The 25,481-nt window shown below is 33.2% G+C and carries 12 protein-coding genes; 5 read left to right on the top strand and 7 right to left on the bottom strand.

Annotated features, from left to right (window positions below):
- Window positions 1-62 precede the first annotated feature (62 nt).
- From ACKTSW_RS10440 to ACKTSW_RS10430, 3 genes are read right to left on the bottom strand one after another with little or no spacing between them, the layout of a single operon-like run.
- Window positions 63-8,333: a beta strand repeat-containing protein gene (locus tag ACKTSW_RS10440; RefSeq protein WP_408025202.1), complete on the bottom strand. Its 8,271-nt coding sequence runs from the start codon at window positions 8,331-8,333 to the stop codon at window positions 63-65.
- 32 nt (window positions 8,334-8,365) lie between these two features.
- Entirely contained in the window at window positions 8,366-10,207 is a 1,842-nt protein-coding gene (locus ACKTSW_RS10435) for a PorP/SprF family type IX secretion system membrane protein (RefSeq protein WP_408025201.1), read from the bottom strand.
- A 6-nt stretch (window positions 10,208-10,213) separates the two neighbouring features.
- The gene (locus tag ACKTSW_RS10430; protein WP_408025200.1) at window positions 10,214-12,385 is read right to left on the bottom strand and encodes a T9SS type B sorting domain-containing protein; all 2,172 of its coding nucleotides are present in this window, start codon (window positions 12,383-12,385) and stop codon (window positions 10,214-10,216) included.
- Window positions 12,386-12,664: 279 nt separating this feature from the next.
- On the opposite strand from ACKTSW_RS10430, the gene cmk reads away from it, so the two are divergent.
- Together cmk and ACKTSW_RS10420 are read left to right on the top strand one after the other, a co-directional pair.
- Window positions 12,665-13,354 (top strand): (d)CMP kinase, encoded by a 690-nt coding sequence (gene cmk / locus ACKTSW_RS10425; protein WP_408025199.1) that lies wholly within the window; start codon window positions 12,665-12,667, stop codon window positions 13,352-13,354.
- A 90-nt stretch (window positions 13,355-13,444) separates the two neighbouring features.
- Window positions 13,445-14,932 carry an NAD(P)H-hydrate dehydratase gene (locus ACKTSW_RS10420; RefSeq protein WP_408025198.1) on the top strand — a complete coding sequence of 496 codons (1,488 nt, stop codon included), beginning with the start codon at window positions 13,445-13,447 and terminating at the stop codon, window positions 14,930-14,932.
- Here ACKTSW_RS10420 and ACKTSW_RS10415 read toward each other — a convergent pair.
- The 4 genes from ACKTSW_RS10415 to ACKTSW_RS10400 all read right to left on the bottom strand — a co-directional run bounded on the left by ACKTSW_RS10415 (window position 14,929) and on the right by ACKTSW_RS10400 (window position 20,850).
- The gene (locus ACKTSW_RS10415) at window positions 14,929-16,590 is read right to left on the bottom strand and encodes a sodium:solute symporter (RefSeq protein WP_408025197.1); all 1,662 of its coding nucleotides are present in this window, start codon (window positions 16,588-16,590) and stop codon (window positions 14,929-14,931) included. The genes ACKTSW_RS10420 and ACKTSW_RS10415 overlap by 4 nt on opposite strands.
- A 131-nt stretch (window positions 16,591-16,721) precedes the next feature.
- Complete coding sequence (locus tag ACKTSW_RS10410; protein ID WP_408025196.1) at window positions 16,722-17,483, bottom strand: hypothetical protein; 762 nt, start codon at window positions 17,481-17,483, stop codon at window positions 16,722-16,724.
- Between the two features lie 113 nt (window positions 17,484-17,596).
- Window positions 17,597-19,348 carry a cytochrome-c peroxidase gene (locus ACKTSW_RS10405; protein WP_408025195.1) on the bottom strand — a complete coding sequence of 584 codons (1,752 nt, stop codon included), beginning with the start codon at window positions 19,346-19,348 and terminating at the stop codon, window positions 17,597-17,599.
- Window positions 19,349-19,389: 41 nt separating this feature from the next.
- Window positions 19,390-20,850, bottom strand: coding sequence for an alkaline phosphatase PhoX (locus ACKTSW_RS10400; RefSeq protein ID WP_408025194.1), 1,461 nt, complete (start codon window positions 20,848-20,850; stop codon window positions 19,390-19,392).
- 1,658 nt (window positions 20,851-22,508) lie between these two features.
- Between ACKTSW_RS10400 and ACKTSW_RS10395 the strand changes: the two genes are divergently transcribed.
- From ACKTSW_RS10395 to ACKTSW_RS10385, 3 genes are all read left to right on the top strand, one after another.
- Entirely contained in the window at window positions 22,509-22,706 is a 198-nt protein-coding gene (locus tag ACKTSW_RS10395) for a hypothetical protein (RefSeq protein WP_408025193.1), read from the top strand.
- A gap of 339 nt (window positions 22,707-23,045) precedes the next feature.
- Entirely contained in the window at window positions 23,046-24,800 is a 1,755-nt protein-coding gene (locus tag ACKTSW_RS10390; RefSeq protein ID WP_408025192.1) for a tetratricopeptide repeat-containing sensor histidine kinase, read from the top strand.
- Window positions 24,790-25,473 (top strand): response regulator, encoded by a 684-nt coding sequence (locus ACKTSW_RS10385; protein WP_408025191.1) that lies wholly within the window; start codon window positions 24,790-24,792, stop codon window positions 25,471-25,473. The genes ACKTSW_RS10390 and ACKTSW_RS10385 overlap by 11 nt, the downstream gene beginning before the upstream one ends.
- The last annotated feature ends 8 nt before the right edge of the window (window positions 25,474-25,481 follow it).

Raw genomic sequence — 25,481 nt, 5'->3', positions numbered from 1 at the left:
GCTACATCTGTAAATGGACTCGTTGTTGATACTGAGGACCTTGTTGATCAAAATATTTAAATTTAATATGAACCTCCTTTTCCTTTCTTCGCTGTTGGTTTAATTTTTTCCCCTTTTCCCGGCTTCAGGGAATTTCTTTTCTTTATGGTTGCTGTTACTGTAATCACTGTTGGATCTGTTAACGTAACACTTGCTACCGTTACATCACATCCAGATACTACGCCTGTTGGACGTATTTGAATATTGTGTGTTCCTGCATTAAAACCTGGTATTGCAAATGGATTTGCTCCTGAATTTACCCAAGTAACTCCTCCATCTGTTGAATAATCAAATGAAACTGGTGTTACAGATGGGAAAGAAGCTTCAACCGTAATGGTTCCATCTGAATCTCCAATACATGTTGGGTTGCTTTGACCTATAATCGCTGCTGTAAACTCTTGATTAGGTTCTACATTTACTGTTATATCTGTTGTACAATTACTTCCATACGCTACAGATACTGTATGAGCTCCGCCTGCTACATCATTAAAAACATTACTTGTTTGTGGTGTTCCTCCATCTAAAGTATAAGTATAAGTCGCGTCTAATGGCGTTACTGTTATATTTCCTGTTCCATCACAATTATATACTACAGAAGCACTCAATATTGGTTCTGTAGGTAAATCTGCAATAGTTACTTGATTTAAATCTAAAATACATCCATTGGCATCTACTACTCTAGTATCATATGTACCAGATGATAAGTTCGTTACAGTCGTACTTCCTGCTTGTGTATAATTAGTATCTGTTGTTAACTTATAGAAATACAAATAACTTGGTGTTCCTCCTGTTGGAGCTGTAAAAGTGATGGTTCCTAAAATAGTTCCTGATGCACTACATGCTAAATCTGTCGATGCTGCACTTCCGCCTGTTAATCCTGATGGTACTGTGATTGTTTCTGTTGATGCTACTGATGTACAGCCGTTAACATCTGTTACAGTTACTTGATACGTTCCATCTCCTAGACCTGTAAAGGTGTAATTCACATCTGTTAATGGTCCTTGCGCTGGTGGTGCTCCTGGACCTGTTACTGTTACTGTGTATGGTGCAGTACCATTTGCTACAGTTACATTAATTGTTCCTGTATCTGTACTACAGTCAGGTTGTACTGATGATGTTGTAAGTGTTGGATCTGCTATTTGATTTACCGTTACTGTAGTCATAAACTCACAGTAATTAGCTCCTCCATCCTTATCTCTTACGTATACATTATAGGTGCCTGAAGGTACATTTACTGGACTTGACGTTGTTGTTATTGGTGCAATAGCACTTGATGTCTCTTCTATATAATATTGATAGGTACCGTCTCCCCCACTTGGAGTAATTACGATTTGACCATCATTACAGGTCGCACTTACCGTAGTAACTGTTGCTGTTACCTGTGGTAAAATAATCGCTTGTTGGGTATCATTACAGCTTCTTCCATCTTGTACAGTTACGTTATAGGTACCATCAGTTAATCCTGTAAAAGTATATTCTGTTGGTGTTGCTGCATTTGGTGTTTGCCATGTTACGCCATTATCTAAACTAAATTGGTAATCATCATTTCCTGAACTTACATTCACCGTTAATGCACCATTTGACCCATCGTAACAAACTACTGGTGTTACGGTGAAAGCAACTGTTATTAATGGAGCTACTGTCACTGAAACTGGTGCAGATGTACAACCTAATCTATCGGTAGCTACCACAGTATAAGTTCCTGCGGCTACATCTGTAAATGGACTCGTTGTTGATACTGAGGTACTTGTTGAATCAAATAATTCAAATGTATATGGACCTCCGTTTCCATTACTCGCTGTTGGTGTAATTGTTGCTCCTGTTGCTGGGCTACAGGTAATTTCTTTCGTTATAGGTGCTGTTACTGTAATCACTGTTGGATCTGATAACGTAACACTTGCTAACGGTACATCACATCCAGATACTACGCCTGTTGGACGTATTTGAATATTGTGTGTTCCTGCATTAAAACCTGGTATTGCAAATGGATTTGCTCCTGAATTTACCCAAGTAACTCCTCCATCTGTTGAATAATCAAATGAAACTGGTGTTACAGATGGGAAAGAAGCTTCAACCGTAATGGTTCCATCTGAATCTCCAATACATGTTGGGTTGCTTTGACCTATAATCGCTGCTGTAAACTCTTGATTAGGTTCTACATTTACTGTTATATCTGTTGTACAATTACTTCCATACGCTACAGATACTGTATGAGCTCCGCCTGCTACATTATTAAAAACATTACTTGTTTGTGGTGTTCCTCCATCTAAAGTATAAGTATAAGTCGCGTCTAATGGCGTTACTGTTATATTTCCTGTTCCATCACAATTATATACTACAGAAGCACTCAATATTGGTTCTGTAGGTAAATCTGCAATAGTTACTTGATTTAAATCTAAAATACATCCATTGGCATCTACTACTCTAGTATCATATGTACCAGATGATAAGTTCGTTACAGTCGTACTTCCTGCTTGTGTATAATTAGTATCTGTTGTTAACTTATAGAAATACAAATAACTTGGTGTTCCTCCTGTTGGAGCTGTAAAAGTGATGGTTCCTAAAATAGTTCCTGATGCACTACATGCTAAATCTGTCGATGCTGCACTTCCGCCTGTTAATCCTGATGGTACTGTGATTGTTTCTGTTGATTCTACTGATGTACAGCCGTTAACATCTGTTACAGTTACTTGATACGTTCCATCTCCTAGACCTGTAAAGGTGTAATTCACATCTGTTAATGGTCCTTGCGCTGGTGGTACTCCTGGACCTGTTACTGTTACTGTGTATGGTGCAGTACCATTTGCTACAGTTACATTAATTGTTCCTGTATCTGTACTACAGTCAGGTTGTACTGATGATGTTGTAAGTGTTGGATCTGCTATTTGATTTACCGTTACTGTAGTCATAAACTCACAGTAATTAGCTCCTCCATCCTTATCTCTTACGTATACATTATAGGTGCCTGAAGGTACATTTACTGGACTTGACGTTGTTGTTATTGGTGCAATAGCACTTGATGTCTCTTCTATATAATATTGATAGGTACCGTCTCCCCCACTTGGAGTAATTACGATTTGACCATCATTACAGGTCGCACTTACCGTAGTAACTGTTGCTGTTACCTGTGGTAAAATAATCGCTTGTTGGGTATCATTACAGCTTCTTCCATCTTGTACAGTTACGTTATAGGTACCATCAGTTAATCCTGTAAAAGTATATTCTGTTGGTGTTGCTGCATTTGGTGTTTGCCATGTTACGCCATTATCTAAACTAAATTGGTAATCATCATTTCCTGAACTTACATTCACCGTTAATGCACCATTTGACCCATCGTAACAAACTACTGGTGTTACGGTGAAATCCAAGGTAGTTGGTGAGTTTAAAGGAACACTAACTGGTATACAATTAGTTCTTGCAATATTGATTTGTACATCATCTATAAAATTTCCTACAGTTCTATTTCCTGTTGCTGTAGAAACTGCGTCGAAAGCTATAATTGTAGTAGATTGTCCAACTGGAACTGTATACGTACCGCTATATACTCCCCAAGAAGAGTTTCCATCTGACATGGTTTCAACTACAGATGCTACGGTTAAATCAGCTCCAATTTTCACAGTAGCTACATCTGTACCTAGCCTACCTCTATGGGCTACAGACCAAGAAATTACATCTCCTGGTTGTGTACAATATTCTTGATATAATGAAGAAACTGCATTAGCGTTTAATTCTGCAAAAGAATTTCCTTCATATGGGGTAACCCCATTAAAGCCGTTGTACCAAATTTCAATTAAATTATCTGCTGCTGTAGAGTCCCAACCAGGTACATCATCTTCATGCAAAAAATCAACTTTAGTCGCTGTTTCTATAGGTTGTTCAAAACTTCCATTTTCAAATAAGTTAGCAGTACATCCACACTCGTTACAATTTCTACTATCTCTAACCATTACAGTATAATCCGTCGCTCTTGGCGGCACATTTGTAAAGGTTGTAGATGTTTGCCAAGTAGCTCCTCCATCAATACTAAACTCATATGGTGGAATCCCTCCTGTTGCCGAAGCTGTAATGGTTCCTGTTGTTGTATTACAAGTTACCTCTTGAGTTACTGATGCTGATAATGTTAATTCTGCTGGCTCTCCAATCGTAACATTTCCTAAATCTATCTCACAAATTGAACCTCCATCTGTTTCTCTAATTAATACATTATACGTGCCTGCTGCCATACCAACAACTCTATATGGGTTGTCTGCTGTTATTGACCAAGTACTTCCTCCATCTACTGAGTATTCAAAACTACCTCCAATAACATTGTTAGCTGAGATTGTTATGGATCCATTATCTGAGCCAAAACATTCACTATCTGAAGAAGCTGTAATACTTCCTGAAAACTCTCTACCACTTTGAACTGCAATAGCTATATCTTCAGTACAATTACTTCCATACTCTACAGAAACAGTATATGAGCCTACAGCAATATTATCAAAAACCCCTGTTGTATTAGAGATTGCTCCTAATGTATAGGTATAACTACCCGCTGGGGTAGCTGTTATTGTAACATCACCAGTTCCATCACAACTATAAACTACAGAACTTGTTAAAGTTGGTGCTGATGGCAAACCATCTATTGTCACATTATTTAAGTCTATAGAACAACCTCTTGCATCTATAGCCCTTGTATTATAGGTTCCAGCTGGAAGCCCTGTTACAGGGTTGCTTGCTGCTAATGTATAAGTTGAGTCACTATTTAATTTGTAATAATATAAATAATTAGGAGTTCCTCCTGTTGGAGCTGTAAACGTAATTGTTCCAAAGGTAGTTCCTGTTGAATTACATTCTAAACCTGTAGCTGTTACACTTCCTCCGTTTAATGCAGCAGGCTCTGTAATTGTAACATTTGGAATTTCATATAAGCATTGATATGAATTCTTAGATGCTCTTACATATATTGTATATACTCCATCACCTAAATTATCAAATACTCCTGTAGTATTCCATGTAGTATTATCAATACTATATTCTATAGAATATCCTAAATTACTTCCATTAACACCTACATTAATACTACCATCTATTACCCCATTACAAGTAATGTCAGTTTCTGAATGACTAAATGTTAATTCAGGTTCTACATTTACTTCTACTGGAGCAGAAATTGTGTAACAGTTATTATCATCAAAAACAATAAAACGGTAAACTCCTTCACTCCCTATAGGTACATTATATGTATAAGGGTTTGAAGTTGGTGTTAAGAATGCTCCACTAGGAACATCTGAAGCATTTGCATATAAATCTGTTCCTTGACTAGTCCATATAGCAAAATTGTAATTGTTTCCTGACGATGTATCTATAGTTCCTCCACTTGCTGTTAATTCAATAATTCCATCTGAACTACCACTTAAACATGTGATATCTTTTGTTTTTAGTGCTGAAAGAACTAACTCGTTTGGTTCTATAATATCAATTATTTCTGAAGCTGTACATTCAGGTGTAGTAACTCTAACTGTATAAAGTCCTCCACTACTTACATCAAATGTAAAATCGTTATTTGTTGTTGGACCATTAGTACCTACTACACTACCTCCCTGTAATAACTCATATGTGTAATTCCCTGGTACATTATTTACTTGTACTCTTATTTGTGCTAAACCGCCAAAACATTGCATGTCTGACTTAATAACATCTATATCAATATTTTTTTCCTCAATATTAATTGGAGGAAATGTATAAACACACGATGCTGCTGAAGCATTGTTTATACGGATTTCTAAGTTATAGTTTCCTGGTGCTGTTAATCCTGTAAAAACATTACTATCTTGAAAAGGTGCATTAAACCCTCCTGGTCCTGTTAAACTATATTGGTATCCGCTTGGAATGTTGTTTATAGTAATTGTACCTGGCGTAGCACAAAGAATATCTTCTGTTATTATTTGTGGCGTTAATGTTGCTTTATATACATTAAAGTAGTAGCTTCTAGGACATTGACCGTCGTACAATACATCTAAACGAAATTCTCCTTCATTGGTAAAGTTCATAGAAAGTTCTCCATTTCCTAATTCATTCCAAGTACAAGCGGTATTAACATTTGGACAGCCAGATTGTGTTTCATCTGCACAAGAAGCTTCATCTAACTGAAACCATTTCACTGTAGTTTCCGAAGTTGGATCGAAAGGTAAATTAATGGTTCTTGAACCTCCATCACCACATAAATACATTTCTACTAATTCTAATCCATTATTAGAACAGGTTAATACTTGATCTGCAAATGGTTGTAACGGATTTGGTTCAGAGTTAAAACCAATAACATTTATTGTTTCATCGGCATTTATACAACCTGAAGCTGCAGAAGCTATTTTATTAACAGTATATGTTCCTGTGCCTGTTACAGTGTAGGTATTTGTTGTTGTTGTAGCTAATAAATTTCCAGAAGCATCTCTCCATTCGTACGATTCGAAACCTGTACCAGCAGTAAGTGTTACTTCATTTCCACAAATTACTTGTGTAGTTTCAAAAGAACATCCGCTTGTATCAACTAAAAAATTGGAAGTTCCTACAATTCCAAAATCACAATCATCTATACCTGCATAACTTTGTTCATTATCTACGACAACTCCTCCTCTAACACCCTCATACATTGCAAAAGCTTGATTTTCAATAGTATTAGAACACACATCTCGTAGCTGACTACAATCTGAAACAACTTGAGCATGCAAGCGAATGTCATATTTAGCACCTCCTTCTAGTACCAAGTCATCTGGTACAGAAATTTCAAGTTCCGCTCTAAAACCATTCAATGAGCTTGGTGGGTCATAACCTACGATTGTTACACCTGGAGGTAAATCTATATCAAAACGTGTTCCATCTGGTGCTACAGAACCATTAGGTGCTGTTGTTGTTAAAAGGTCTACATTTTTAGGTAAGCGATCTATTATAAATGTATTTCTAGCGTCATCTGTTCCTACATTTTGGAAGCTTATGTTGTAAAATAATTCACTTCCTAAACCAACAGGTGATCCTTGAATATCACCTCCAGCGGCATCTTCAATCGTTTTTATCAATTGAACTTTTGGTTCAATAATTTCAACTGCTAATGCATTTAAGAAAGGGAAGTATGCATCTTGTGCAGTTGTAAACCTTACATCAATAGATGATTGTCCATTTGCAATTATAGAGTTTGAAGGATTGTTAAGATTAAATAAATCAACATCAAAACCTAATGTATTGGTACTTCTTGGAGTTCTTGTATTAACAAAATTATTGTATTTGGTGATAGAACTATTAAAAAAGTTATTAGTTTGATTATTAGTCCCTGTTGTTATGTCCTCATAGTTATTGGACTGATTCAATATTTGAAAACTATCACCAATATAAGGTTTATCTCCTTCTAGAGCTGCTGTAAGTAATTGAACTCTTACAGGACCTGAAGGAATTGTAGTAAAACCAGAAAATGTTACATCTGTATCTACTACTCCATTAATAGTAGAAAAACCGTCAAATAGTGAAATGTTTTTACTCGATTCATTATCATTTTCATAAATAACAACCAATACCCAACCCGCTGAAGAACCTAGTCTTTGACCAACATCATCTTGCCCTACAGTGGCTTTTATATTAGCACCATAATAGTCTCCATTAGGATTTCCTAAAGATTGAACTAGTGAAGTTACATCACTATAACAAACATATGGCAATTGAGTTGCTTCCCCATCATCATAAATTACCGTTCCTGTAATATCTTGGTATGGTTGACCAGGTAATTTAAGTTTCATCGTATTGAAGTCATTATCCCTAGTATTTACACCTGACGATTCTTGACTCCAATTGTCATAAGGATAAATAGCAGCCCAATATAAACCTGCATATATAATTCTTGAACAACTCGGTAAATTAAGAGTTGACATACTTGATGAAAAAGTAGTGTTATTACCTGGTATACCTAAATCATCATCAATATCAATATATCCTAATTCAAAATCGGTATTCGCATTTCCATCATAGTTGAAATCATCATTAGGTCCAATAAAACTATATCTAGAATCATCAATGCTTAAAATATTATTACCAATATAGGTTATATTACCTTTAACATTAATACCACCAACCCCAAGTCTATTATTAAAAGGAGTGTCTACCAATTTGTTGGCTGTTGATTTCTCTTGATTTTTTGATAATCTTTCAGCGTTTAACTTAAGTTCTTTTGAGACTCTTGAGTCATCAAATAAATTAGATTTCTCTTGTGCAAAAGTGCTGGCTAACACTAAGGTGGTTAGCGACCATAAAAGTAATATTCTTTTCATCTTAATCATTTATAGGGGATTTATGATTCTAATTAATTCTTTATATGTACGATTGTTTTACGATCGTAAAAGGCTCCATTTAAGTTTGTATTATACATCTTAATAGCTTCTGCTCTGTCATTTGTTTTGAATATATATGTATGCATATATCCTGTTTTAGGGTTTACAAAATATCCTGCATCTATATCATCATTTCTTAGTTCGTCTACATTTCTATCTGCTAGCGCTTTACTTCCATTAACATACACTTGCAAATAATAACCTGGTTTTACACCTTCTATTCTCATGGTTCTAACTCTTGCTGGTGGTTGTGTTTTAGGTTCTTCATAACTTTCTAATCCGCTTCCTCCTAATGTAATTTTCACTACATATACAGGGTCTTTCGTTATTTTTTTAACTTCAATAGTTGATGCATCATTTTTATCCTCATTCTTCTCAAATAAACGTGTTTTATCATTAAAATTTTCTTCTTCTTCTTCTGCATCCTCTTCTTTAGCAAACCTATCTATATACACATAATATATTTTCTTTTTAGGTTCATACACATACTTCGCTTCTATATCTAATCGCGACCATTTTTCTACTAATGCTTCTGCATTTTCTTTACTTCTAAATTGATCTGAAACAACATAATACATAGTTCCTCCTCCTCCTGAACGGGTAATTGTACTCTTACGCCATGGGGTATCTGACCTTCTTCGTAATGAAGTATCTTTTGCCTGAACGGTATCTTTTATTATTATAGTATTTGTCGTAGTCGTTGTTTTTGGTGCTGGTTGATTTTTCAACAATCGCAATACCTCATCAATCTTTTTATTTAAGATGTTAATAGAGTCTTGCGCTTGCTGTATTTCGTCAGACAAATCGTTATGTTCTGGATTTTTATATTCATTTTCTTTTTTAGGAGCTCTTTCTGGAAGACTAACTTTTACACTACCTTTTCGTCTTTTTGGACGTTCTCTTGTGAATGATTTTTTTCCAAAACTATAAATTAATCCTACTTCATTTGTAGCAGCAAAGCTATTCTTCTCATAAGTAAATCCAATGGATAAGTTATCAGATAAATTCACCCCCATACCTGCTGAAATACCGTAAGTTTTATCATATCCTGCTTTTACCCAACCTGCTTTAGGCAAATCTATAATTGCATTGGCTCCATACCCAAACTCACCATCTCCTGGTTTTCTTGCAATCGCCAACATTCTTACATCTGCTCCTTCAAAAAGCCCTGTAGCATAAGTAAAATTGTGTGAATACATTAAGTGACCAGAAAATGTTTTTTCTCCAAAAGAGGTAGCTAGTTCACTTCTCTTTAAATTAAAATCTAGTAAGTTTTCAAAAAACACTCCTACATCTAATTTCCCCATAGATAAGGTTATTGCCGGCTGAAAATTCACCATAGGAATATCTTGATAATTAGAAATTTGTGGTTCTGGTTCAGCTGAATTCACTTTCAACCCATCAGCACTTCTTCTACTATATAAAAAGTTAAAACCAAAGGTTAAATCCATAGTTTCATTTAACTGCAAACGGTGCGCATAGTTTGCTAAGGCACCGAAATCTTTAAATACTCCTACTTCCTGTTGGTAAATCGCCAAACCTGCCCCAACGTTCTCCCGCATTTTTCCAGAGTATGTTGCTAGGTAAAGCCTGGGGTTATCTTCAAATTCAATATTGCTATTTCTTACAATTGCTGAAAGAGAAGTATTATTTTCTCTTAATGCAGAAAAAGTTGGCACCGTTAAAAAGCGGTTAAACTTCATAAAGTTTCGTGAGCTAAAACTATTATATGTTTGCTCATTACTTGAAGTTTGTGCTTGTACCACAAACACACCTAATACTACAATAATAAATAAAGTAATTTTTTTTATCATCTAAATTTAATCTATTACCGATATTGTCCCTGCCTTTATCAACTTATCGTCTTTAATAATTTTATAATAAAATATTTTTTGACTACCTATACTCTCCATAGGCCAATCATTTTTATAATCGGTTGTTTTTAAAATTTCTTTTCCGTTCGAGCTAAACAGTATCACCTCTACATTAGGTTGATACGCATATGAATTTGACAATTTCCACGTGTCGTTAGCCCCATCTTGATTTGGAGACACTATATTAGGTACTATAATTTGTCCATCAGGCTCTACTACTTCAATGGTTCTTAATACCGAACAATTATCTACTCTTACTAACACCGTGTAAAAGCCTAAGGTGGTCACCGTTAATTCTTCTGTTGTAGAAAGTAATGTTCCTGATGTATCTTCTCCTTGATACCATTCGTAGGCTTCTCCTCCTGATGCTACAATAGTTTCTGAACCCCCAACTTCTAACACTACTATCTCTGAAGGTGTAATCGTTACTGCAGAATCATCAAAAGGTACTACTACAATAGGATTCATTTCATTATCACAACCAAAGCCTGAATACCTTAATACATATTCTCCTTCCTCGGTTACTTCCAGTACCTGAGGATCCGCTAGAGTAACATCTTCAGTTCCATCTTTAATCCACTGATAGGTATAACCACCAATAATATTATTTATTGTATAAGTAATTGTTCCTCCTGTACACAACGAGTTAGAAATTGATGATGATGTTACATCTGGCACTTCCACTAGCTTAACATCTAATTCGTTAGAGTTTCCTGTTTTTACTCCAGCATTTACTGTTAGTGTGTAACTACCATTTTCTGTGTACAAACCCAATCCTAACGTTTCATTTGTTGCTCCAGAAATAGGATTTCCATCTTTATTCCATTGATAGTTTAACATAGCAATTTGGCTTTCTGTTAAATCATACTCATTATCATCTTCTGCAATTGCAATTACGCCTACAATACTTAAACTTGTATTGGCAGAATTACATGCTTCATAGTCGGTATCAGTTCTAATTGTCGCTGCGAATGACTTAACACCTAACAATGTATACTTCTCTGAGTCTACCACTGCATCACAAGAAGAACCTGTGCTTTGTGTTACTCTTGCATAATATTCTCCTGGATCTCTAGCATTCATACATGTTTGAGTTCTTGCTGCCAAAGCTACATTATCTTTATACCATTGTATACTTCCTTCAGATGCATCATGACTAATACACAATTCCATGGTTTCTCCTGGTAAAATCATTCTCGTTAAAGCTCCTTCTGTTTTTACCTCAAACCCAGCTGTTGTTTGTTGTTGTAATGTTACATCGTTTGAAGTAGTAGTACACCCTCCTGTATCAATTACTAAATGGTATGCACCAAACTGTCCTGTAGTTGGTGTAGTATAGGTAGGATCGCTAGACGATTGCACTAAAACATCATCTAAATACCAATTATAGGTTAAGTTTGAATATGTTACATTCGCTTCAAACGTATGTGATTCATCTCCACATATTTCTATAGTTGAGTTCCCTTTTATTTGACTAGCTGTTTCAGCTAAAATTATAACATCTATTAAAGTAGATTCTTCAAACCCACATACTCCATAATCTATTTTAACTTGGTATTTCCCAGATTCTGAGACAGTTAAATTTGGCTCTTGAGTCGTAGTTACTAAAGCACCATTTCTATACCATTGATAAGCACCATTTTGAGCAGTGTTTAACGTAAGTTCGGTTGTGCCAGTACCACATAAATAAACATTTTCATAGTTGTTTAATATTAATCCTCCTACAGGATATTTATAAGCTTCGAACGAATCTGAATCTGGACTTATCATGGCTGGTGAGGTTGACACCAAGCGTATTTTATAATTTGTACCGTAGGTATCATTTGGCAATTGAAATGATTTCGTAAAAGTAAAGGAAGAATTTTCGTTTGAAACTGTCCCTATATTGGTAGGGTTTCCCCAATTACCATCTGCATCAGACAACTCTATGGTAAAAACATTATCACTATTAAAAGCAGTTCCACTAAACTTAAACACGACCTGAAAATCTGTTTGATTCCCATTACAAGCAGCAGAAAACTGTATTTCAGGCTTTAATAAAGTCTGAGACACGGTACTTGTTATACCCAACACAAGTGAAAACAAGATTATTACTACGCTTTTAATGTATTTTTTCATTTAAAGAGTCTATTTAGGGGGGGGCAAATTTATTGTTTTTATTAACAAAAATATGATAAAATCAACAAAATTAACAGGGAAATATATAAAATCTATCTTGAACTGACAACTAAAGTTTTTTATATATATAAAAACATAGCTTAATCACATCTTTTAAAAGAGCTAAAAAACTAACAAAAAACCTCTTAAAACCACAAAATATTAGCAAAGATATAAAACCTATCAACACCCTTTAATTTAAAAATTCTACCGTATATTTGCTATCTATTTTTTTGAATTATGACTAAGAAAATCATCATAGCTATTGACGGTTTTTCATCTACAGGAAAAAGTACTATTGCCAAACAATTAGCTAAAGAATTAACCTACATTTATGTAGATACTGGTGCTATGTACAGAGCCGTTACCTTGTATGCTATGGAGCATAATTATATATCTCAAAATCATTTTACCCCAAAAGATTTAGTTGCTGATTTACCCAACATTTCTTTGTCCTTCACTTTTAATGAAAAATTGGGTTTTGCTGAAATGTTTTTAAACGGAATCAATGTTGAAAAAGAAATTAGAACCATTGAAGTTTCTAAATTAGTAAGTAAAGTTGCTGAAATTTCTGAAGTCAGAAAAAAGTTAGTGCGTGAACAGCAAGAAATGGGTAAAAATAAGGGTATTGTTATGGATGGTCGTGATATTGGCACTGTTGTTTTTCCTGATGCTGAACTAAAATTATTTATGACTGCTTCTGCAGATAAACGTGCTACGCGCAGATATAAAGAATTGATAGATCGTGGTGATAAAGTAAACTACGAAGAAATTTTACAAAATGTACAAGAACGCGATAGGATAGACTCTACCCGAGAAGATTCTCCTTTAGTTATGGCTAACGACGCAATTGAATTTGATAATTCTGACATGGGACTTAAAGAGCAATTTGAGCGTATTATGAGTTTGGTAAACGCTAGAGTTTTATAAAAACTACATATAACCATTCGTTATACTAAACCCACAAAATTCTTATGGGTTTCTTTTTGCTTTTTTTATGTAAAGTTGTAAATTTCTTACATGGAAAATCTTCAAAAAATACTCAACGTTGCTCAAATACGAAAAGCTGACGAACATACTATTACTAAAAAAGGAATTACCTCTTTTGCTTTAATGGGGCAAGCATCTTTAGCTTTTGTAAAAGCTATTGAACCTTTTTTAAATCGTTCCCTAAAAATTGCTGTTGTTAGTGGCGTTGGTAATAATGGTGGTGACGGATTTGCCATTGCTAGAATTTTAAGGAGCAAAAAATACACCGTACAACCTTTCTTAGTTCAACTTAAAGATACACTTAGTCCTGACTGTGATATTAATTTCCAAAAACTTGACAATACTATTAGTATAAAAACAACTAGTGAAGTTCCTGAATTCTCTGAGTATGATGTGATTATTGATGCTGTTTTTGGTTCAGGGTTATCCAAACCAATTACAGGTTTTGCAAAAAAGGTGGTAGAAAACATTAACCTAGCAAAGAAAACTGTGTATGCTGTTGATGTTCCTTCTGGATTGTATTGTGATGTATTATCTGATTCTGAAACTATGGTACAGGCCGACCTTGTTATAAGTTTTCAACGACCTAAACGTTCATTCTTCTTTCCTGAAAATGGAAACTATGTAAAAAATTGGAAAACAGTTGATATTGGTTTGGATGAAGATTTTATTCAGCTACAAGAAAGCAATTACTATATTTTGAATGAGCAAATTACCGATATTTTAAAACCTAGACCTCGCCAGTCTCACAAAGGAAGTTACGGACATGCCTTATTAATTGCTGGTTCTTACGGAAAAATGGGGGCTGCGGTATTGTCTTCTAAAGCTTGTTTACGAAGTGGTATAGGTTTGTTAACTACTTATGTACCAAAATGCGGTTATCAAATTATACAGTCTTCTGTTCCAGAAGCGATGTGCCTAATCGATGAGAATGAAGAATTCGTTACCCAACTCCCAGAATTTTTCAAATACGACATTCTCGCGATAGGTCCTGGATTGGATGTTAATGAAAAAACGACACTAGTTGTAAAAAAATTATTGTCAGAAAACAACAAGCCATTAGTTATTGATGCCGATGCTATAAATATTATTGCAAAAAACGAGGAATTAAAATTATTGCTTCCAAAAAATTCTATTTTAACGCCGCACATTAAAGAGTTTGATAGATTGGTAGGAAAGTCTGACACTTCAACTGAACGCTTTCAAAAACAACTTAACTTTTCTAAAGAGTATGAATGTGTTGTTGTTTTAAAAAATGCATATACTACTATTTCTTCTCCTGAAGGAAATTTGTATTTCAACACTTCTGGAAATCAAGGAATGGCAACTGGTGGTAGTGGCGATGTGCTCACAGGAATTATAACTGGGCTGTTAGCTCAAAACTACCCACCTTTACACGCCGCTTTATTAGGTGTGTTTTTTCACGGAAAAGCAGGTGATGAGGCCGCTTGTAACAAAGGATACAATGCGTTAATTGCTTCTGATATTATTGATGCTTTACGAATAGAAAAAAGTTAGTTTTCTTTAGACGTTGATTGAATTAGTATTGCTAATAACATTACTAAACCACAACCTAAAGCATTTAACCACAAATAAGGTAACCAATCAATATACCAAACTACTATAATAATTAATTGCGTGATTATCGCAGCAATAAATACGGCATTTCCTTTAACATACTTTATAAAAAAGGCTAATAAGAATATTCCCAGCACATTTCCGTAGAAAATAGAACCAATAATATTTACCAACTGAATTAAATTATCAAATAAATCAGCTACACAGGCGACTAAAATTGCCAAAACACCCCAACCTAAGGTGAACCATTTTGACATCTTCACATAATGTTCTTCGCTATATTCAATTTTAGCATTTCGTTTGTATAAATCGATAGCCGTAGTACCGCCCAAAGCATTTAGTTCTGATGCCGTAGAAGACATAGCCGCTGATAAAATTACCGCTAACAACAAACCTATCAATCCTTTAGGTAAATTATTCAGAATAAAGTGAATAAACACATAATCTTTATCATTTGTTTCTACCAATGGATCTACTTTTGAAATAATAGTTTTTGCTTCTTCCTTTAGTGCCTTATCTTGTTCATTAAACTCTTGAATCTGTGATACATTTTCAGGTGTTAATCCTTCAAAAATCAACGCTTTTTTTCTTCCTTCAATAAAACGATGTTGTTCTTCTAACTTAACGTACTGTTCTATTGTTTCAGGGTTAGAATTTGCTATTGCTTCTCCAGATTTTGGATTAAAATTTAACGGTGATGGATTAAACTGATAAAACACAAATACCATCACCCCTACTAACAAAATAAAAAACTGCATGGGTACTTTTAACAAACCATTAAAAATCAATCCTAATTGACTTTCTTTTAATGATTTACCAGACAAATAACGTTGTACTTGACTTTGATCTGTTCCGAAGTAAGATAGCATTAAAAATGTTCCTCCTAAAATACCCGTCCAAACCGTATAACGATTATTTAAATCCCAAGAAAAATCGAGTACTTGCATTTTATCGGAAGCACCTGCTATTTCTAACGCTTTTGTAAATGTAATATCATCAGGTAAATATTGTAATATCAAGTAAAATGCAACGAACATTCCTGCAAAAATTACTGCCATTTGTTGTTTTTGTGTAACACTTACTGCTTTGGTACCTCCAGAAACGGTATAAATAATTACTAAAACACCGATAATAATGTTTAATGTAACTAAATCCCAACCCAAAACAGCAGACAAAATAATAGCGGGTGCAAAAATGGTAATTCCTGCTGCTAGTCCGCGTTGAATTAAAAATAAAATTGCGGTTAACGTTCTTGTTTTTTGGTCGAACCTTCCTTCTAAATATTCATAGGCTGTATAAACTTTTAAGCGGTGATAAATAGGAATAAACACCAAGCAAATAATTACCATTGCTATTGGTAATCCGAAGTAAAACTGCACAAAACCCATTCCGCTATGAAATGCTTGTCCTGGGGTTGATAAGAAAGTTATCGCGCTGGCTTGTGTTGCCATAACTGACAAACCAATCGTCCACCATTTACTTTGGTTTCCTCCTTTTATATAATCTTCAACATTTTTACTACCGCTGGTTTTCCAAGCTCCATATAAAACAATAAACAATAAGGTTACTGAAAGAACAATCCAATCTATTAGTTGCATGGTTTATTTTGTATATATGTTAGTAATTATGTAAAATAATACGATGTACACTAAATTAGCCACTAAGACTAGCGTGTATTCTTTTTTCCATACATACTTTTTATCCATACTCTGTTTGTTTTATTTGTTGATTACTGTTTTTGTTTTTCGTAGAAACTATTTGCTAATGAAGCTTCACTTAACAAAGACATCTTAAACTGCACTGGTTCTTTTGCTGGTTTTGTTGGTTGCCCATTTTCATCTTTATCATACCAAGTTATGGATTTTGGTAATAACAAGCCATTAACATTTTCCCAATCGTTGTATCTTATAATTTTATAAGCATCTGTTGGTTCTTTACTAAAAAAGGTAACTGTGTACCCTAACCAAGCCATTTGTTTTGTTTCTGGATGGTAAAATATAAAATAATTATCATCTGGCGAAGTTCCTACGTTGGCTTTGTACGAAATTTTTATCCCTGGGTAGGTTATTCCTTCAAAAATTAGTGGTTCTGTTTCTGAATATACAATACCATCGTCCGCTAATACAAAAGGCATTGCATAGAAGTAAAAATACAAGTTATAATAAAACTCCGGATTTCCTTTAAACGCTGTTGAGTCTTGTTGGCGCAACCATACCTTAGTACCATCAAACCCTAAAGAATATGCTGGCGAATTCACTACTGACTTTCGTGAATGCAAATCTGTAGTATGCTCTTCATTTTTTAAAGTGAATGATACTGTTTTCATTTTCTTCCATTGCGCTATTCCTCCATGCTTATCAAAAACCTCCTCCAATACTTTTGGGTATTTCACTTCTTTGATTTCTTCTTTTTTAACGGTTTCTTTTTTTGACTCATTTTTACACGCTATTGAAACCATAGCTATGAAGACTAGTACTACTATTTTTTTCATGATAATTGATTTGTTTTAGTTCGTTGAAACAATCGTTTAAAATTACATAAAAATAAAAACGCTCTAAAATATTTTTAAAGCGTTTTCTGTTAACTATAAAAAATTGAATGATTTTACTCATCCGTTAAAGCTTCCATAAAAGCTATTAGGTCGTTAATTTCTTTTTTAGATAAATTCAATTTATCTGGTGGTAGTGTTTGATTGGGTACATGATACCCTAACCCTTGTCCACCACCTTTATTGTAAAAATCAACCACTTCTTCTAAGGTTTTATATACCCCATTATGCATGTAGGGACTGGTTTTAGATACATTACGAACGGTAGAAGTTTTGAAAAAGTATTTTCGTTCTTCAGTTTTAAATAGGTTATAGGCTCCTAAATCATCATCTAATTCAGTTCCTTTTAAACTTGGAACCCCTATCGATTCTACTTCTGTTTCTGTAAAATTTGGTGGAACTGTTCCGTTAAACACTGGTGGAAAATGACAGGTTGCGCATTTTGCTTTTCCCATAAAAAGATTAAAACCGTTTATTTCGGAAATTGTTAAGGTATTTTCTTTTTGATTGATATTTTTATCAAACTTAGAACTAAAATTACCTAAGCCTCTAATATAGTTGGCTATCGCATTTCTAATATTAAAGTCAGTTACTTTCCCATATAAACTAGCAAACGATTTGGTATACACGCTATCTTTTTTAACTGTCTCTGTCAAGTTTTCTAAGTTGGTATGAAACTCGTTTTTGTTTTCTACAACTCCAACAATTTGACCTTCTAAGCTTCCTGCTCTTCCATCATAAAAAAAGGTTTGTTGATATGCTGCATACGGTAAGGTTGGTGTATTTCTTTTTTGCTTCGGAAAAACTGCTAATCCATCAGTAAAAGCTTTATCTTTATTATGACATGTAGCACAACTCATTATACCGTTTTTTGATAAATTCTTATCATTAAATAACTTCTTTCCTAACGCTTTTTTTTCTTCAGACATAGCATTCTCTAACTGATGATAATCGTTAAAAAAGTTAATATTAAGTGTTTCTTTTGAAAAGAATGAGGTAATGTTATTATTAAATGCCATAGTTAATGGAAATTCTACCTTCCAATCTTTAGCTGTTTTAGTTAATAAATCTAACTGTTTATGTGCGTGTTTCTTTATAAAGATATAGCGATTAAAAGACTTAAAATCTGCTTTTTGTAACATTTTTTGAGTTGCCTGTAATTCATTTAACCAAACGGTATATAGTCTTTCTTTTGAAAACTCATTTTTGTATGTATTGATGATAAATAGCATCGTTTTATAGTTTGCTTTAGCCTCTTTTAATGATTGCCTCATTATAGGTGAATCAAACCCTGTAATTCCTACCAAAGCTACACGAGCAATTTGATCTCGCAACAACCATAACACATGATATTTTTTTAAATATAGTGTATTGTTTGCTCTTATTAATTTAAGCCTATTCACAGTAACTTTTACTGTTTTTTTTATTTTAATAACATCAACTTTATCTTCATGCAGTAACTCTTCAATAACCTGAAACCCAAAAGGGTTTCTTATTTTAATATCTGTAGCATCTTCTTCTTCTACTTTTAAAATGTTAGGAGCGTTTAGACTTTTATAGTTTTCTTTATCGGTAAAAGCTAAAATAGGTTCTATTAATTTAAACGCTCTTCTTGCTAGTTTGTATTTTTTAATTTTTTCTGAAACCTCATCAACTGTTTTTATTTCTTCTAAAAGAGCAATACAACTATCTATATGGTGCGAGTAATACTCTTCAACTTTTGCTACTAAAGCTTTATTATCGACTTTTGTGTAACTTGTTGTTTTTTCTTGTTTACAACTAATTATAGATACTAGAAAAAGACACATGATAACATGTGTCTTTTGTATTTTTTGAAAATTGTTTGTCATTATCTATTTAATCCTTGAATAACATATAATTGACTTCCTTCTTTTCTTGTTTCAGCTGCATCATTTGCCATTGGGTCTGTGAACGCTCCTCCATTGGCAGGTTCCCAACCATGGTTTTGAGTAATTAATAAAAATGTATTACTTACTCCAATAGTTTCAGAAATATCAATCATTCCGGTAATTTCCCAAGCTTTATCTTGATAAGATGCTCCGTAACCTTGAGTAGAAGCTGCAACTTGATCACATTCTAATACTTTTTTTAATTCTCCAGTATTTAAATTGTATTGGTATAAACTCGCTGCGTGGTTTTTTTCTCCATCAAAATACCCGTTTGGATCTTCTTGAATATACGCATAGTTTTCAGTTACTAAGATGTTATCTGGGCTATGAAAAAGTTTTGCCTTACCTGTTAATTTATCTCCATCTAATACACAGGTAATTTTTGCTGCTCCAGTAGGATCGGTTTCATTTAACGCTACTTTATATACACGGCCATAAATACTTCCCTTTCCTACTAAACCATCTTTTTTACGTCCTGTTACACAAAAATAGATTTCTCGGTTATTCATAGCTGAACCTCTTCTCCAATCGATATCTTCTAAACGAGAGAATCCCATCACTCCTTTCTCTTTAGCTTCAGCATCTAATAAATCGATATTTTTTTCGGTTAATTCTACAAAAGAAGCATTGTAGGTAGTACCTTCTTCCATATCTACTTCATACATAATACCTTCACTAGTTACTTTTAAACCATATAACTTACCTCCTTCTAAATCTCCTCTATCACCAACATACATTCCTAACTGACCTGAAGGAACTTCATTATCTGAGTGGTCGTCTCCAATAAAAACAACCGTTTTATCTGCATAGGCATTTTTACCTATTGCTACAGCATTTTCTGTAGACCATTGCCCCATAGCTGTTAACATTCTTGGAGTACTTGCGGCAGAAGCACTTTTTAAAGGATTGGTTGCAAAAACTCCTTTAGAAGCTCCTCCCCATTCACCACCTGAAAGATATAAAGGACCAAAGCCATGTTCTTCTTCAGTAATTAACGATCCTGAACATTGTGCTGTGCTTGCTGTTGCATTGGCGTTTAAGATATATTCTCCTTCAACTGGTTTAAAGGTTTTATCTAATTGAATACGAGCAATTGAATAATCTGCTTCAATATTATTGATTAATGTAAATGTTCCATCTGAATTTCTTAGTAAACCAGCTCCATCTGCCATAGAACCGTACACAAAGTTGGGAGTATCTGCTAATTGGTCTTCAGAGGATAATAAAGGATATATTTTTACTCCAGAAAAGGCTGACTCTAATTTTAAAAAGTTGGGAGTTTTAGAATACGCTTTTAATTCAACCAAATCTCCTCGACTGGGTGAACTATCAGAATCACAAGATGCTAAAGTTATTACACCACAAACACCTAAGAACCCTAATTTAAGTAAGTTTTTCATTGTTTTCTTAATTTTTGTTTATACCCGCAAATCAACAACACTAACTTTAAGAAGTTCTTAGCTGTAGTTTAAATCTACCTCATTAAAAGGTTACGAACTTTAACTAAAGTTAAACCATTCTACAGAACAACCTCACAAAAAAACCTTAAAAACTCATAATCAACACAATACAACTTAACCTCTAGTTAACTTACTAAATATACTTTTGCTTTTACTTACCCCTTTAACAAAAAAGAACGCCCTTAGTAGGCGCTCTTGACTTTGATCATAATTTTACTTTGGTTAAATAAAGTAAAAGTAATTTTGTTTTCTTTTCATAAAATTTCCCCCAAAACGACAAAAAGCAAATTAGTTACTTTTTGACCTTAGCAATAAAGGCTTTAAGCTTTTAACCATGCCAAAAGTAACCCCTCTATTTTTGTTTTTGGTAAGTCAGTGACTTACTAAAAGTAAGTCACTGACTTACTTTTTTATCAAAACGGAAGAAAAAAACACTTTTAAAGCTAAAAAATAGTCTTAAAACAAGAATTATTAAAAATTATATATATTTGCTACTTATGAAAAATATGATTTCACATATAGTACAAAAGCTTGTAAGCTTAGTATGTAGTTTTCGCGGGAATCCTGATAAAGGAATCTGTCGAAATCGGACGTTGTATGTTAATTATAATGAAAACTCAAACATGATTTGATTATAAAACTAGTAATATATAAAGCGTCCAAATAATTTGGGCGCTTTTTTTTATATATATTTTTTGATAAATGACATTTTAATTTAAAACATATAAAAAATACGTAATTGAACTGTAAGCAACTAACGTACAAAAAGTTACATAAGCTATACTTATCTGGGCATTCCCTGGACAGGACTCTCTTATCTCAAAAAGAACATAACTAACTGATTTACAATTATTTAAAATGTTAAATTTCTTGTTTTATTAAAAAATATCCGTATATTTGTACCATACTTATTAAGATATGCTTAATTGGTATTATTAATAAAAATAATTTAGAACTATGGTATTAACAAATATAAACACAAGTATCAGCTTACCTTTTAGAAAAGGGGTTGACTACATAACAAAAAAAGACACGGATGTTTATTGTGAAGCACAATATTTAATGAAGAATTAGCAATTATTCTATACTTATATATAACACAAAGACGTCTTTTTAAAAAAAGACGTCTTTTTTTATTAAAAAACATATTATAGCAAGTTAAAAATTTGCGTAATTCGTTTTTTTTCACTATATTAAGGGGACAAAATAAAAGCTATGAAAAAAATTAAAATTGCACACACTAAATGAAAAAGGACGTTTACTCATTAAACAAGAACGCTTACTAAAATTACCTTCATTATTTATAATGATGTTGCTATTTTAGAATCAGAATCAACTAGCGTTCATTTCAAAATTGCAAACGCTTCCTTTATGACAAAGTAGAATTTCCTGAAGTCTGTTGTACTCAATAGCCCTTGGCAGTAACGCATCTTCATAAATTGATGTTTCTTATCAATTTAATTCTACCTACTACCCAAACACTTGGGTTAGATGACTATTGCCTCATTTTAAAAATGAAGTAATACACACGAAAATTTATTTCGATGCTATATAAGCTGCACATGCGGCTAGGAAAACTATTGTTAAAAATTGAAATTATGAGAACTTTAAAATTTACACTACTAATAAGCATGTTATTTTTGTTAACTACAAGTTGTACAGACTTAACAGAAGATATTGTACCAAACAATACTGTTAACAAAACAGAATTAGTTACAAGTACTGGAACGCTGTCTCTTGATACAGGTGGTACTGGTGATGGAACTGGTACTGGTGATGGTACAAAAGGAAACTAATGGTTATATTTATAAGCTTTTAACAAATTTGTTAAAAGCTTTTTTTAGTTTTGTACAAAACTAAAATCTTTGAAGCCTCTTAAAAAAAACTCATTCTGGTTTATTTTTCTTTTTTTCATATACTCTTATTGTTTTTCTTCTCCTTTACAAGAAATAAAACAAAATGATAGTATAAAAGTGTGGCTTAAGAAAGCAAAAAGCAAAAAAATAGATATTGTCTCAAAAAAACATTTACTCTTCAAGTCTTATGAGCATATCATTGAAAATAATAGTAACTCACCTCTAGAACTGAGCTCTATCGCCTATGAATTTTATAAATTAAAAGACAGTATTAATTTTTTGAAAATTAACAAGAAAGCATTACAGTTAGCTAATAAAACTAATCATAGTTATGCTATTGGTGACGCCCATTGGAATTATGCCACTTACCATGTAAAGTCGGAAGTTTACAGTAAAGGCTATTATCACTTTGATAAAGCCTATCAAAGCTTCATTAAAGGAGGTTTTAAAAAAGAAGCTTCACAAACATTACAAGGAATGGCCAGTATAAAAGGAAAGTATAGAGATTATACAGGTGCTGAAATTTTAAACATTGAAGCCATTAAACTTTTTAAAGATTTAAAAGATTATAGACGATTATATGCCTCTTATAATCACCTAGGTCTTTTACAAGAAGATATCAAGGAATACGATAAAGCAATTTATTATTTCCATAAAGCCATGGAATATTCCGATAGGTTAAATACCCCCTTAAAAAAAGGAGAGTATATTACGGTTAATAATAATATTGGTAATATTTTCTTGAAAAAGAAAGAATACTCAAAAGCATTAGAATTCTACTATAAAGACTTTAAAATACCACTGATAACTAAAACTCAATATGTAAGAATCCTAGACAATATAGCCCATTGTAAGCTTTTAATGAGAGATACATTAGATGTTAAAAAAAACCTACAAAGAGCACTCTTTATTAGAGATAGCTTACAAAACAAAGAAGGTATTGTTTCTTCAAAAATCCATATTTCAGATTATTATAAATACATCAAAGACACTACTAGGGCGCTACAATATGCTAAAGAAGCTAATGTATTGGCCAAAGAGTTAAAAAACGGGGGAGATTATTTAACTACATTAAACCAACTCGCTAACTTAGACACACAAAATTCTAAAAAATACTTAGATAGGTATATAGTGTTTAACGATAGCTTAATTAGTGCTGAACGAAGAATACAAAACAAATTTACGCGTATAGAGTTTGAAACAGATGAATATATTGAAGAAACCAAGCGCTTAAGTCAACAACGTATTTGGATTCTAGTAACCAGTTTTGGAGGCTTATTGGTTCTTAGTTTACTGTACTTTTTACGTGTACAAAAAGTAAGAAATGAAAAATTAAAGATCGAGGCCGAACAACAGAAAGCCAATGAAGAGGTATATGTATTAACCCTACAACAGCAAGCTAAACTAGAAGAAGAACGTTTTAACGAACGCAATCGTATTTCAGCTGAACTACATGATGGTGTTTTAGGTAAGCTTTTTGGCACACGGGTAAACCTTGGTTTTTTAGCTATGCAAATGAAACCTGAGACTCAAGAAAAACATCAAGCTTTTTTAGATGAACTACAAGAGATAGAAAAAGAGATTAGAGATGTTTCGCATAGGTTAAGTGATAATTTTGATAGTGCTAACATTAACTTCACCACTATTTTAACGCAGCTTTTAAAAGATAGAAGCATCGTTGGTAACTTTTCTTATGAGTTTAATTTTAACAAAACTATTCCTTGGAGTGAAATAAACGAAATTACCAAAGCCAATATATATCGTATAGTCCAAGAAGCTTTACAAAATATTATTAAGCATGCAAAGGCAAAAAATGTTATCTTAGACGTCTCTAGTTTTAAAAAAGAGCTTATTATTTCGTTAAAAGACGATGGAATTGGTTTTAATACCGAAAAAAACAAAAAGGGAATTGGCATAAAAAATATTACGGCAAGAGTAAAAAAACTAGGCGGTACTTTAGAGTTTACCTCAAAAGAAAACCAAGGTACTACACTTGTTATTAGAACCCCTTTTAATATGAAAAATGGAAAGTAAAAAGTATAACGCGTTAATAATTGACGATCACCCCTTAATATCAGAAGCCTATAAAAGTGCTTTTACTTATATTGAAAGTCAATATGAAGATGTTTCTTTTCATATTCAAACAGCAAATAATTGTCGTACTGCTTATGAAATTATAGAAGTGCATGCTTCATCTAACCAACCTATTGAGGTTATATTTTTAGATATTAGCTTACCTCCATTAGAAGAAAAAGGTATTTTATCTGGTGAAGATTTAGGATTAGTTATTAATGAAAAACTTCCTGAAGCTAAAATTATTATCTCAACTACTTTTAACGATAATTACCGAGTGCACAGCATTTTAAAAAATGTAAATCCTGATGGTTTTTTAGTTAAAAACGACATTACTCCTGTAGAATTAGTTCATGCAATTGAAGAAGTGTTAAACGACCCTCCATATTACAGTAAAACGGTAATGAAAATGATGAGAAGTCAGGTTTCTAATGAGTATTTCTTAGATGATTTAGATCGAAAAATTTTATATGAATTATCTATTGGTAATCGTGTAAACAAACTTCCTAATATTCTTCCTTTATCGTTAGCTGCTGTTCAAAAAAGAAAACGACAAATGGCTAAGGTATTTGGGGTTGACAATTCTGATGATCGTGATTTAATTTTAATAGCAAAAGAAAAAGGATTCTTGTAAGAATCCCT

Source organism: Tenacibaculum sediminilitoris (assembly GCF_964513795.1).
Lineage (GTDB): Bacteria > Bacteroidota > Bacteroidia > Flavobacteriales > Flavobacteriaceae > Polaribacter > Polaribacter sediminilitoris.
This window is presented reverse-complemented; position numbering and strand designations above follow the sequence as displayed.

Coding starts and splice junctions, on each gene's coding strand:
- ACKTSW_RS10440 (WP_408025202.1), bottom strand. CDS start 8,333: ATGAAAAGAATATTACTTTTATGGTCGCTAACCACCTTAGTGTTAGCC.
- ACKTSW_RS10435 (WP_408025201.1), bottom strand. CDS start 10,207: ATGATAAAAAAAATTACTTTATTTATTATTGTAGTATTAGGTGTGTTT.
- ACKTSW_RS10430 (WP_408025200.1), bottom strand. CDS start 12,385: ATGAAAAAATACATTAAAAGCGTAGTAATAATCTTGTTTTCACTTGTG.
- cmk (WP_408025199.1), top strand. CDS start 12,665: ATGACTAAGAAAATCATCATAGCTATTGACGGTTTTTCATCTACAGGA.
- ACKTSW_RS10420 (WP_408025198.1), top strand. CDS start 13,445: ATGGAAAATCTTCAAAAAATACTCAACGTTGCTCAAATACGAAAAGCT.
- ACKTSW_RS10415 (WP_408025197.1), bottom strand. CDS start 16,590: ATGCAACTAATAGATTGGATTGTTCTTTCAGTAACCTTATTGTTTATT.
- ACKTSW_RS10410 (WP_408025196.1), bottom strand. CDS start 17,483: ATGAAAAAAATAGTAGTACTAGTCTTCATAGCTATGGTTTCAATAGCG.
- ACKTSW_RS10405 (WP_408025195.1), bottom strand. CDS start 19,348: ATGTGTCTTTTTCTAGTATCTATAATTAGTTGTAAACAAGAAAAAACA.
- ACKTSW_RS10400 (WP_408025194.1), bottom strand. CDS start 20,850: ATGAAAAACTTACTTAAATTAGGGTTCTTAGGTGTTTGTGGTGTAATA.
- ACKTSW_RS10395 (WP_408025193.1), top strand. CDS start 22,509: ATGAGAACTTTAAAATTTACACTACTAATAAGCATGTTATTTTTGTTA.
- ACKTSW_RS10385 (WP_408025191.1), top strand. CDS start 24,790: ATGGAAAGTAAAAAGTATAACGCGTTAATAATTGACGATCACCCCTTA.